Source organism: Photobacterium sp. Ph5 (assembly GCF_022129445.1).
Lineage (GTDB): Bacteria > Pseudomonadota > Gammaproteobacteria > Enterobacterales > Vibrionaceae > Photobacterium.
On record NZ_JADQAQ010000079.1, the window covers coordinates 1 to 11,683 of the forward strand.

An 11,683-nucleotide genomic window follows, 5' to 3' on the forward strand; every position below is an offset into this window, starting at 1 on the left:
GCTATGCGACTAGGCCTTCAAGAAAACGTGAATTATCTTAATTCACATGCATTACGCTTCAGCGTCCTTTTTTATTACTTTAAATTCATTATTGGCACGTCAAAAGTGATTTAAATAATTGTTAGCGCCATATTGAATCTAAACTTCTTGATTAAATAGTGATTCGATATTTAACCCTTGATGAGTCAACATATCACGTAAACGTCGTAAGCCTTCAACTTGAATTTGACGTACTCGTTCACGGGTTAAACCAATTTCTCGTCCCACATCTTCTAATGTTGAGGCTTCATAACCTAATAGACCAAATCGACGCGCTAACACTTCACGTTGTTTAGGGTTGAGCTCTTGTAACCAGTGAACTATCGAGTTTTTAATATCATCATCTTGAGTTGATGATTCAGGGCTACCACCTTTCTCATCAGGAATGATATCAAGCAGTGCTTTTTCGGAATCCCCACCAATAGGATTATCTACCGAGCTAACACGCTCATTGAGTCGCAACATACGGTTAACATCATCAACTGGCTTTTCCAATTGCAATGCTATGTCTTCAGCGGTTGGTTCATGATCAAGCTTTTGTGCTAATTCACGTGCTGTACGTAAATAGACATTAAGCTCTTTAACGACATGAATTGGCAATCGAATTGTTCGTGTTTGGTTCATGATAGCCCGTTCAATCGTTTGACGGATCCACCATGTAGCATAGGTAGAAAAGCGAAATCCACGCTCAGGATCAAATTTCTCAACCGCACGGATCAGACCTAAATTACCTTCTTCCACTAAATCAAGTAATGCGAGCCCTCGGTTGCTATATCTGCGTGATATTTTTACAACTAAACGAAGGTTACTTTCAATCATACGTTTACGGGCGACCTCATCACCGCGTAATGCACGACGCGCATATAACACTTCTTCCTCGGCTGTAAGTAGTGGCGAATAACCAATTTCACCGAGATAGAGTTGAGTTGCATCTAATGCTTTTTGAGTGGCCTCATATTTGGCAAGTTCAGCATCATCTGTATCATCGGTCACAGGTGATGCTGCGGTAGTTTCAGAACTATCATCAGCAGACGTCGTTGCTGGTACATCAATATCCAGTTCTTCGTCTAAAGTGAATGAATCAAGGTTTGTGGCTGTGCTGCTTCTACTCATAGCGCCTCCCAGATGGCGAGTTAGCAAGACATTACAACTTCATCATGTCATCTCTTATTGCTGCATCATTGATCTTTCACTTTTTACTTCGGTAAATAACGCATCGGATCGACGGATTTACCCTTATAGCGAATTTCAAAGTGTAGCCTTACACTGCTAGCCCCAGTGCTTCCCATGGAAGCTATCTTTTGCCCAGCTTTTACTTGTTGTTGTTCTTTTACTAAAATCTTGTCGTTGTGCGCATAAGCACTAAGATAATCATCCCCATGCTTAATAATGACTAAGTTACCGTAACCCGGTAGCGCATCACCAGCATATACAACAAGACCTGCGGCAGTTGCCTTAATGGCTTCTCCTCGCGAACCTGCAATATCAATACCTCTATTGCCGTTATCTGAATTAGAAAAACCAGCAATAATTTTACCTTTTACAGGCCAAGCCCATTTAGATGTTGATGTACTAGTACCCGGCTTAGTTGTTACAGGTTTGTTAACTTTTGAATTTTCAGAGTACTCTTTTGGTTTTGACTGTGCAACCGTTTTATTGGTTGTTTTTTGCTCTGATTGTTTAACAACTGGCTTTGGCTTCGTCGATGGAGAAGTATTTGTAACTGGGGGCTTTACCACAACAGAAGGCGTTGAAGAGCGATATGGTGAACTATTGCTTCCATTAGGGATCACTAAACGCTGACCTGGGTAGATAATATAAGGTTCTGATAGATTATTGATTTTCACAATATCTTTTACATTTTGACCCGTAACATAGGAAATAAAATACAAAGTATCTCCTTTGTTAACTGTGTATGAATCTCCTCTAAAACTACCACGTTCTAGTTGTGAGTAATCTTTACTAAGATTAGCAACCGGTGCTGGTGTATGACTACTACAAGCTGATAGCAGGATCATACTCGTTGCTGCTAACAAGGAAGGTTGAATAATTTTTTTCATCATACACTCTGTACTCATGGTTTAAGCCAAATCTCCTGCCAATAACGGCACAAATCTTACGGGTTCAATCACGGTTTCGCAAAATGCTTCGCCATTTCGAACAATCAATTTCAATTCTTGCTGTTGACAACCAACAGGTAAAATTAATCGTCCACCATCAACAAGTTGAGCAAGTAAGCTCTGGGGGATCTCACTTGCCGCTGCAGTAACAATAATGGCATCAAAAGGGCCTTTACTTGCCCATCCTTGCCATCCATCACCATGTTTGGTTGATATATTATGCAATTCTAACTGTTTGAAACGTCGTTTTGCCTGCCATTGCAACGCTTTGATTCGTTCAACAGAATAAACATGCTCAACCAATTGTGCTAATACGGCGGTTTGATAACCAGAACCAGTTCCAATCTCTAATACAGACGATTGATAGGTTAACCCCAGCAACTCTGTCATTCTTGCTACAATATAAGGCTGAGAAATCGTTTGTCCGCTACCTATGGGTAACGCATTATTCTCATATGCCTGATAGGAAAAAGCTTCATCAATAAAACGTTCACGAGGCACAGTGGCAATCGCATTAAGCACGCGCTGATTGCTAATCCCTTTATTGCTTAAAAATGTTATCAAGCTATCGACTTGATTTTGATAACGCATGATTACTGGATCTCCACACTTTGCATCCAGCCTTCAATTCCAACCATTGCATCATGCGCGGTTAAATCAACTTGTAACGGTGTAATCGATACCGCCCCTTGCTCTATCGCATAAAAGTCGGTACCAGGACCGGCATCTTGACATTGACCAGGAGGACCTAACCAATATAACGGTTGACCTCTTGGATCATGCTCTTTAATCATATTTTCAGCACGATGCCTTGCACCTAGCCGAGTGACTTGCCAAGGCTTAAGCTGCTCAAAAGGTAAATCAGGCACATTGATATTTAATATATTATTGCTAGGTAATGGTTGTTTAAATAGCTGTTGAATGACTTGTTTCACAACCTTTGCAGCGGTTATAAAGTGTGTATTTCCAGCCAATGATATTGCAATAGCAGGAACACCTAAAAAATGCCCTTCTGTTGCCGCAGCTACAGTACCAGAATACAGCACGTCATCACCTAAATTCGCGCCATGATTGATCCCTGCAACGACAATATCAGGGCGCTCATCCAACCACTCATTCAGTGCGAAATGCACACAGTCCGTTGGTGTTCCTTGTACTGAAATTCGATTTTCAGCTTCTTGTCGAATGCGCAGTGGATAATCTAAGGTCAATGAATTTGAAGCACCCGATCGATTTCGATCAGGTGCAACCACAATTACATCGGCCAGTTGGCTTAATTCTTTTGCAAGTGTATTAATACCTTCGGCAAAAATGCCATCATCATTGCTAATCAATATTCTCATCATTCACAACCTCAGATTTAAGTGGCATGATTAACTCACGCACTACCGAGGTGGCAAAACTACCAGCAGGCAGAGCAAATGAAACAATCAAATCTTTGTCTTCAAAATGCCATTGCATATTATTAGGCATTAATAATAATGCGCGACGATCATGACGCATTCGGTTATCTCGAACAAGCTTAACCAATGCAGGTTCTTGCTCAACAATGGCTAACTCAAATGCTTGTGCTTCAGCTTGAGTAGGCAGAGCATTATCACCAAGCAACGGACCTGTAATAGCTACCTCGCCACGATTGACTTGCTGTTGGAGTACATCTGTTACCACATCAGCAATAAACGTGCGCTCATCGCCTGCCATTTGTAAGCAATCGCCTACCATTATGGTTGAGGTTAAACCTTGCTCTATTCGCTTTGATAATACTTGGTTAAACATCCAAGAACGTGCTGCTGATAAGTAAAAACTACGCTTACTCTTATCACGCACACGGAATTCATCATTGCCCCAAGCGCGTGCTTTAACCACGTTATTACCGCCATGACCAAAACGTTGCTCACCAAAATGGTTAGCCACACCTTGTTGTTTCACTAACTCAAGTCGTGCAGCTAAAGCATCAAGGTTATCTAAATCAGTTAATCGCAGTTGGAACCAGTTACCAGCAAGATCACCAGGACGTAATTTTTTGTCATGGCGCGTCATTTCAAGGATTTCAACCCCAGGATGCTCCGCTTCAAATTGACTTAGATCAGGATCCGCTTTACCAGGAAGATGAACACTTAACCATTGTTCAGTGATTGCATGACGATCTTTTAATCCAGCCCAGCTCACATCACGTGATTTAACACCACATGCTTTTGCTAACTCATTCACTACATATTTGGTGTTTTCACCGACTTTGCGAACTTTCACCATCAGGTGTTCGCCTGTACCGCTAAATTCAAAGCCCAGTTCTTCATTAACAATGAAATCTTGAGGACTAGCTTTAAGACGTCCGTGACAGATTGGCTTTGCATGTAGCCAATTAAAACAATCCATTATATTTTCTGCAGTGTTGGAGTGAGACATAAGCTCAAGATACCTTTTTAATTAAAACAACCGCTTCGCAAGCAATGCCTTCTTTACGCCCAGTAAAACCTAAACGTTCTGAAGTCGTTGCCTTAACATTTACATTGGTGATATCTGTTTCCAGATCTTCTGCAATCGCCTGACACATCGTATCAATATACGGTGCCATTTTTGGCGCTTGTGCAATGATAGTAACGTCTACATTACCAAGACAGTAACCTTGTGCTTTAACTTTACTGTAGACATCACGTAATAAAAATCGGCTATCAGCACCAGCCCATTCCGCATCTGTATCCGGAAAATGACGACCAATATCACCGGCACCAATGGCGCCTAATAGCGCATCACACACAGCATGAAGTGCAACATCACCATCAGAATGAGCGATCAGACCTTGCTCATAAGGGATCGCTACCCCACCAATAATTACCGGGCCTTCACCACCAAATTTATGAACATCAAAACCATGACCAATTCGCATTATGGTAATTCCTTTAATAATTGTTGCAGGTAGAACTCAGCTAAAGCTAAATCTTCAGGTTGTGTTACTTTTAGGTTATCCGCACGTCCTTTCACAAGCACAGGCGAAAAACCACAAAATTCAAGCGCAGACGCTTCATCGGTGATCACAGCCCCTTTCGCTAAAGCCATTGTTAACGCGTCTCGTAGCTGACGGGCACGAAACATTTGTGGCGTTAGTGCATGCCATAGTTGCTCACGATCAACTGTATGCTCAATCACTGCGACTGCCTTTGAATTAGCAGTACTACGTTTCATTGTATCGCGTACAGGCGTGGCAAGGATTGCGCCATATTCAGACGTTTCAGCAACAGCTATTAATTGACAAAGATCTTCGATACGTACACATGGACGAGCGGCATCGTGCACCATCACCCATGCATTATCGTCACTGATTGCAGCTAAACCTGAAAATACGGAATCAACACGTTCGGCGCCCCCATCAACCACAGTGATACGAGGATCCACCGCTAACGGTAATACTGGAAAGTAAGGATCGCTCTTACTTACTGCTATTACAACGTGTTGGATTTCAGGCAAGCTTAATAAGCGTTCAACCGAATGTTCTAAAATCGTTTTACCCGCTATTGTTAAATATTGTTTAGGGCGATCCGCAGCCATACGGCTACCAACCCCAGCAGCAGGTACAATAGCAATGCATTTATCGATCATGAAAGGTTATCTCATCACTTAACTAAAATGTGTAATTAGTTATTATCACCAACGACACGAATAAATGTTTCACCCGGCTTCACCAAACCAAGATCGGTACGTGCACGCTCTTCCACAGCTTCTTTGCCACCATGAAGATCTTTGATCTCCGCATACATTTGCTGATTACGTTGATGTAATTCAGCATTAGCAGCTTGTTGTAAGCTTACACTCTCAGTAACGGCGGTGAATTCTTTCATACCATTTTTGCCATACCAGAAATCATATTGTAGCCAAGCGATAAGAACCAATAAGACAATAATAAACAGGCGCATACTTCTCCCTGCGAAATAATTTTAAACAGCAAGCTGCATTCCGATTATTGAATAAACCTAAATAATTGGAATACATTTTGCGAGTTAGTAATAATCCCATAATCAGTCAATGGTGACTACTATTATGCCATGAGAGTTTACATCTCCCTCACTTAGCCTGTCTTTTTGTTGAAAATAAAAACAGTGTTCAGTGATGACATGTCAAACAATGTATTTAACGACACATCTACATTGACAGAGCTTATCAATAACTTGTCATGGTTGATTTATTTTAGAGATAAAAAAACCGCCTTTTTCAAGGCGGTTTAATTTAACAAAATTGAGTTAACTCAATCATAGCTTAATTAAAATTAAGCTTGACCTTTAACTTCTTTAAGACCGTTGAAAGGAGCACGCTCACCTAGTGCTTCTTCGATACGGATAAGTTGGTTGTACTTAGCAACACGGTCAGAACGGCTCATAGAACCCGTTTTGATTTGACCTGCAGCAGTACCTACCGCTAGATCAGCGATAGTTGCGTCTTCTGTTTCACCTGAACGGTGAGAGATAACTGCAGTGTAACCAGCGTCTTTAGCCATCTTAATAGCAGCTAGAGTTTCAGTTAGAGAACCGATTTGGTTAAGCTTGATTAGGATTGAGTTAGTGATGCCTTTCTCAATACCTTCAGCGAAAATCTTAGTGTTTGTAACGAATAGATCGTCACCTACTAGTTGGATCTTGTCACCTAGTAGTTCAGTTTGGTGCTTGAAGCCAGCCCAATCTGATTCGTCAAGACCATCTTCGATAGAAACGATAGCTGGGAACTTCTCAGTTAGATCTTTTAGGAAGTAGTTGAACTCTTCTGAAGTGAATTGCTTACCTTCACCTTTAAGATCGTAGATACCTTGTTCTTTGTTGTAGAACTCAGATGCAGCACAGTCCATTGCTAAAGTAATATCAGTACCTAGCTCGTAACCTGCAGCTTCAACAGCTTCTTTAATTGCTTTAAGAGCAGCTTCGTTTGACTCTAGGTTTGGTGCGAAACCACCTTCGTCACCTACAGCTGTGCTCATACCCTTAGACTTAAGAACTTTAGCTAGGCTATGGAATACTTCAGAACCCATACGTACAGCTTCACGAAGTGTCTTAGCACCTACGGGCTGAATCATGAACTCTTGAATATCAACAGTGTTATCTGCGTGCTCGCCACCGTTGATGATGTTCATCATAGGTAGAGGCATAGAGAACTGACCTGCAGTACCGTTTAGCTCAGCAATGTGCTCAAATAAAGGCATGCCTTTAGATGCTGCAGCTGCTTTTGCGTTAGCTAGTGATACTGCTAGGATTGCGTTAGCACCGAAGTTTGATTTATTTTCAGTACCGTCAAGGTCGATCATAACTTGGTCGATTGCAGCTTGATCTTTTGCATCTTTGCCGATTAGCGCTTCAGCGATTGGACCATTTGCAGCAGCAACAGCTTTAAGAACGCCTTTGCCTAGGAAACGAGATTTATCACCATCACGAAGCTCTAGAGCTTCACGAGAACCAGTTGAAGCACCAGATGGCGCAGCAGCCATACCTACGAAACCACCTTCTAGGTGAACTTCTGCTTCAATTGTTGGGTTACCACGTGAGTCAATGATTTCACGAGCTAGAACTTTAACGATCTTAGACATTGTGTTTCCTCTTGCTTTATCTTCAAATTAAAAGCTAAAAAAATAGCTGTAGCCATAACAACTACAGCTATCAGTAATCCTTACTGGTTAAGCTCACCGCGGTGGTATTCACCCGCCGCTTTTACAAAACCTTCAAACAATGGGTGTCCATCACGAGGTGTCGATGTGAACTCAGGGTGGAACTGTGCAGCTACGAACCAAGGGTGATTCGGAACTTCAATAATCTCAACAAGTTTCTTATCAGCAGACAAACCAGATACTTTTAGACCTGCTTTTTCAAGCTTAGGTAGTAGCGTGTTGTTTACTTCGTAACGGTGACGGTGACGTTCATGGATCGTTGGCTGACCGTATAACGTACGTGCCTTAGAACCATCTTGTAGATGACATAACTGAGAGCCAAGACGCATTGTACCGCCTAGATCTGATTTCTCAGTACGCTCTTCAACTTTACCTTCACTATCAATCCACTCAGTAATAAGACCAACCACTGGATGTTTAGTTTCAGTATTAAATTCAGTTGAATGCGCATCAGCCATGTTGGCTACATTTCGAGCAAACTCGATTAATGCTACCTGCATACCTAAACAAATACCTAAGTATGGGATATTGTTTTCACGTGCATATTGAGCAGTAAGGATCTTACCTTCAACACCACGGTTACCAAATCCACCTGGAACCAAGATTGCGTCAAGACCAGCCAGTACTTCTGTACCTTTTGACTCAACATCCTGAGAATCGATGTATTTGATTTTTACTGATAGACGATTTTTCAGACCTGCGTGTTTAAGCGCTTCGTTCACTGATTTATATGCATCTGGCAGTTCAATATATTTACCAACCATACCAATAACAACTTCAGAGGTAGGGTTCGCTTCTTCATAAATAACTTGTTCCCACTCAGAAAGATCAGCTTCTGGCGCCGTAATGCCAAAACGCTTACACACTAAATCATCAAGACCTTGAGACTTAATCAATTGTGGGATTTTGTAGATTGAATCTACATCTTTCATTGAGATAACAGCTTTTTCCTGCACATTACAGAACAAGGCAATTTTTGCACGCTCATTGGCAGGGATCATACGATCAGAACGACACACTAAGATGTCAGGCTGAATACCGATAGAAAGAAGTTCTTTTACTGAGTGCTGAGTTGGCTTAGTTTTCACTTCGCCAGCCGCCGCTAGGTAAGGAACAAGTGTCAAGTGCATGAACATGGTGTTTTCACGACCTTGCTCTACTGCCAATTGACGAATAGCTTCCATGAATGGTAGTGATTCAATATCACCTACAGTACCGCCTACTTCAACGATTGCCACATCATGACCTTCAGCACCCGCTAATACGCGAGATTTGATTTCATTAGTGATGTGAGGAATTACCTGAATCGTTGCACCTAAGTAATCACCACGACGCTCTTTGCGTAATACGTCTGCGTACACACGACCAGCAGTAAAGTTATTACGCTTAGTCATCTTAGTACGAATAAAACGCTCGTAGTGACCTAAGTCTAGGTCAGTCTCTGCACCGTCTTCCGTAACGAATACTTCGCCGTGTTGAATTGGGCTCATTGTGCCTGGATCAACGTTGATGTAAGGGTCTAGCTTCATCATAGTCACGTTAAGACCACGTGCTTCTAAAATCGCTGCAAGTGATGCAGCAGCAATGCCTTTACCTAGAGAGGAAACTACTCCGCCCGTAACAAAAATGTAATTCGTTGTCATGTTTAACCTGGAAGATTGGTGTAGAGGATAAATGTATCTGGACGGGAAATTAGTATACCAGACACCATTTATCGCCACAACGTGAAAACTATCACACCGCCATTTGATTTTTTTTGCTTCAAATCAAGTAAGCGTTATGCCATTGAAAAATCAAACTTTTACAAGTGATTAAATGCTTAATGCGCATAATTAACATTAATAGCATACCTATAGGTAATCACTGATTTTTACTTTCTTTTGCTTTTACACGATTCCATGCTTCATCTAACTCAGCTAATGAACACTGGCTAATGTTCTTCCCATGTTCTAGCACATTTTCTTCTACTTGGCGAAACCGCTTTTCAAATTTTTTATTGGCTTTTTGTAATGCCGACTCCGGTTTTACTTTTAAATGACGACTTAAATTCACCACAGAAAACAATAAATCGCCGAGCTCTTCTTCTATTCTTTGTGGTTCTGGCACCGCTTGAATCACTTCGTCCATCACTTCGTCAAGCTCTTCTTTTACCTTATCAACCACCGGTGCTAATTCATCCCAATCAAAACCAACATTTGCGCAGCGTTTTTGAATTTTATCTGCTCGCATTAATGCCGGTAGTGCATTAGGGATATTCGCCAGCAAACTTACATCGTGTTCTTTTGCTGCTCGCTCTTTCGCTTTTTCTACTTCCCAATTTTGTTTAACCGCAGCTTCATCTTTAAATTGCTTGTCACTAAAAACATGAGGGTGGCGACGAACCAACTTTTCGCTAATACCTGAAACCACATCATCAAACTCAAACAACCCTTGCTCTTTTGCCATCTGACTATAGAAAACGACTTGAAACAGTAAATCTCCTAACTCTTCTTTTACGTCATTCCAGTTTTTCTGCTCAATGGCATCAGCTACTTCATAGGCCTCTTCAAGGGTATAGGGAACGATTGAATCAAAGTTTTGTTTCAAATCCCATGGGCATCCATTCTTTGGGTCTCGTAACTGAGACATAATCGCTAATAATTGTTCCATCTGAGATGATTTCTTATTATCCATTCTTTATTAACCTGTAAAAATGGCGCTTTCAGTTTTCTTAACTTCAAGCGCCTAAATATCGATAGTTAATACTAGAAAACTAATTTAGAAATTCATAGCAACGATCAATCATCATCATGTTGGCAATGTTGATGATGATTATGGTGATGCTCTTTTGCGTGGTCACAATTTTCATGTTGATTATCGTCATCATAATGATGATTTTCACATCGATGTTGGTGTGACTCATTGCGATGATGTCTGCACCCCTGGTGATGTGAATCATGCTGTTGGCAATCAGAATGATGAGAGCACCTATGATTAAAAGAATCTGCGCTAGAAGACTCTGCTAATGCATAGTTCGGCAAAATAAATGACATTAACAATAGCAGTACTGTTGTAAGACTTTTTTCTCTAATCATGCTTAATACATTCAACTTCATAATATCCTCTTGATATTCACTTTAGTTATTTAAACATTACTTTATCTGCACCAGTTTTCATTCCTTGCACACAAAGAATAAAAAAACAACAATTGTTTAATTTCATGGCTAGGTATATTCATGAAGTTACAATCAGGAATAATAAGTATTGATATAAGTAATAAAACACTTACAACGCTATTTTTAGTTAACAACTTAAATAATAAATTTTTCATAATAGTTCTCTGCCGCCTTATTAATAAAGCCACATCATTAATTAATAACAACTATCACTCATCAATAATATATGAAGGGATAATTCACTTGCTAAATTAATACTTATTCTGAACTAATATTGAGGTTCAGAAATAAGCGAACCATTAGACTATAGGAGGACGATAAATTGATTTTATAACCGCAATAACAAGCGACTCTTGAAGATATTCAATCGGTAACAACTTACTGATACGATCAATCACAAGTGGTGGGAAAGAGAGTAAGTGAAATGCATTACTGCCTGTACGAGGCAATACTCTACAACATGAACATTGTGAACAGTCACTACAACCATTATCACATTGCAAGTTACAGTGATGAGATTGTTGAGTAGCCGTTTGCTGATATTGCAGTTCGTTGTTGATATTAGTATCTAAATTAACGGCATTAGATACTTGAACATTTTGACTCATATACGCAGCATTTACACTACTACTTAACAGTAATATTGCTATAAATAATGCATATAATATTTCCTGATTACCACTATTTAACAGCCACTATTAAATTATCTCCTATACTTCAAGATA

At 40.5% G+C, this 11,683-nt stretch carries 13 protein-coding genes; all 13 read right to left on the reverse strand.

Annotation, left to right across the window (positions count from 1 at the left end; all coding sequences use genetic code 11):
- Positions 1–138: 138 nt before the first annotated feature.
- On the reverse strand, positions 139–1,152 hold the full coding sequence (rpoS, locus tag I3259_RS19155) for an RNA polymerase sigma factor RpoS (protein ID WP_238031295.1): 1,014 nt from the start codon (positions 1,150–1,152) through the stop codon (positions 139–141).
- 83 nt (positions 1,153–1,235) lie between these two features.
- Positions 1,236–2,099, reverse strand: a complete 864-nt coding sequence (locus I3259_RS19160; protein WP_238031304.1) for a peptidoglycan DD-metalloendopeptidase family protein — start codon at positions 2,097–2,099, stop codon at positions 1,236–1,238.
- Between the two features lie 21 nt (positions 2,100–2,120).
- Complete coding sequence (locus tag I3259_RS19165) at positions 2,121–2,750, reverse strand: protein-L-isoaspartate(D-aspartate) O-methyltransferase (RefSeq protein ID WP_238031296.1); 630 nt, start codon at positions 2,748–2,750, stop codon at positions 2,121–2,123.
- Between the two features lie 2 nt (positions 2,751–2,752).
- Positions 2,753–3,502, reverse strand: coding sequence for a 5'/3'-nucleotidase SurE (surE, locus tag I3259_RS19170; RefSeq protein WP_238031305.1), 750 nt, complete (start codon positions 3,500–3,502; stop codon positions 2,753–2,755).
- Positions 3,486–4,535: a tRNA pseudouridine(13) synthase TruD gene (truD, locus tag I3259_RS19175; protein WP_238031306.1), complete on the reverse strand. Its 1,050-nt coding sequence runs from the start codon at positions 4,533–4,535 to the stop codon at positions 3,486–3,488. Before truD ends, surE begins: the two co-directional genes overlap by 17 nt.
- Before the next feature lie 34 nt (positions 4,536–4,569).
- Entirely contained in the window at positions 4,570–5,046 is a 477-nt protein-coding gene (ispF, locus tag I3259_RS19180) for a 2-C-methyl-D-erythritol 2,4-cyclodiphosphate synthase (protein ID WP_238031297.1), read from the reverse strand.
- Positions 5,046–5,756, reverse strand: coding sequence for a 2-C-methyl-D-erythritol 4-phosphate cytidylyltransferase (gene ispD, locus I3259_RS19185; RefSeq protein WP_238031298.1), 711 nt, complete (start codon positions 5,754–5,756; stop codon positions 5,046–5,048). The genes ispF and ispD overlap by 1 nt, the downstream gene beginning before the upstream one ends.
- A 35-nt stretch (positions 5,757–5,791) precedes the next feature.
- Positions 5,792–6,070: a cell division protein FtsB gene (ftsB, locus tag I3259_RS19190; RefSeq protein WP_238031299.1), complete on the reverse strand. Its 279-nt coding sequence runs from the start codon at positions 6,068–6,070 to the stop codon at positions 5,792–5,794.
- Positions 6,071–6,420: 350 nt separating this feature from the next.
- Positions 6,421–7,725: a phosphopyruvate hydratase gene (eno, locus tag I3259_RS19195; RefSeq protein WP_045128794.1), complete on the reverse strand. Its 1,305-nt coding sequence runs from the start codon at positions 7,723–7,725 to the stop codon at positions 6,421–6,423.
- A gap of 80 nt (positions 7,726–7,805) precedes the next feature.
- A complete protein-coding gene (locus I3259_RS19200; RefSeq protein WP_238031300.1) occupies positions 7,806–9,446 on the reverse strand; it encodes a CTP synthase in 1,641 nt (546 codons plus the stop codon).
- A gap of 217 nt (positions 9,447–9,663) precedes the next feature.
- Positions 9,664–10,476 carry a nucleoside triphosphate pyrophosphohydrolase gene (mazG, locus tag I3259_RS19205; RefSeq protein ID WP_238031301.1) on the reverse strand — a complete coding sequence of 271 codons (813 nt, stop codon included), beginning with the start codon at positions 10,474–10,476 and terminating at the stop codon, positions 9,664–9,666.
- A 104-nt stretch (positions 10,477–10,580) separates the two neighbouring features.
- A complete protein-coding gene (locus tag I3259_RS19210) occupies positions 10,581–10,898 on the reverse strand; it encodes a hypothetical protein (RefSeq protein ID WP_238031302.1) in 318 nt (105 codons plus the stop codon).
- Positions 10,899–11,257: 359 nt separating this feature from the next.
- Positions 11,258–11,566 carry a hypothetical protein gene (locus I3259_RS19215; RefSeq protein ID WP_238031303.1) on the reverse strand — a complete coding sequence of 103 codons (309 nt, stop codon included), beginning with the start codon at positions 11,564–11,566 and terminating at the stop codon, positions 11,258–11,260.
- Positions 11,567–11,683 lie beyond the last annotated feature (117 nt).